This window comes from Aquimarina sp. U1-2 (genome assembly GCF_017897595.1).
In the GTDB taxonomy this organism is placed as follows: domain Bacteria; phylum Bacteroidota; class Bacteroidia; order Flavobacteriales; family Flavobacteriaceae; genus Aquimarina.
The window spans coordinates 1-602 of the sequence record NZ_JAGKIK010000048.1 but is presented as its reverse complement, the minus strand read 5'-3'; the positions used below and the strand labels follow the sequence as shown (position 1 = coordinate 602).

Annotated in this window: 1 protein-coding gene; it reads left to right on the top strand. The window is 36.0% G+C overall.

The annotated features are described in order from the left end of the window. Positions 1-602 (top strand): PdxA family protein (locus J8281_RS18935; protein WP_210199229.1); only part of this gene is annotated, 602 nt, incomplete at both ends.

Below are 602 nucleotides of genomic sequence, written 5' to 3'. Positions count from 1 at the left end.
AAACAAACATAATATACAATCAGAGGCGTTTACATTTCCTGGACATACTGATTATCTCGCAAAAGAATTAGGAGGGAAAAGTTTAATGTTTATGGTAACCGATACCTTAAAAGTAGGACTGCTAACCGACCATGTCCCTGTAAAAGATGTATCAAATCATATTTCAGAAGAGCTTATTACAGATAAAATCAATACCGTTTATGAAACCTTGAAAAAGGACTTCAATATCATAAAGCCTAAGATTGCGGTTTTGGGTATCAATCCTCATACGGGTGATAATGGTGTTATTGGCAATGAAGATGATACTGTTATGCGACCAACTTTGAAAAAAATTAAGGAAGCAGGTAAATTAGTCTATGGCCCATATGCTGCAGATAGTTTTTTTGGGACTAATAACTACAAAAATTTTGACGCTATTATAGCGTCATATCATGACCAAGGGCTAATTCCTTTTAAAACACTATCATTTGGGCAAGGCGTTAATTTTACAGCAGGTTTAACGCGTGTAAGAACATCTCCAGACCACGGTACGGCTTACGAAATTGCTGGTAAAGGTATTGCTGATGAAGGCTCATTTAAGGAAGCGTTATTTACTGGAATTA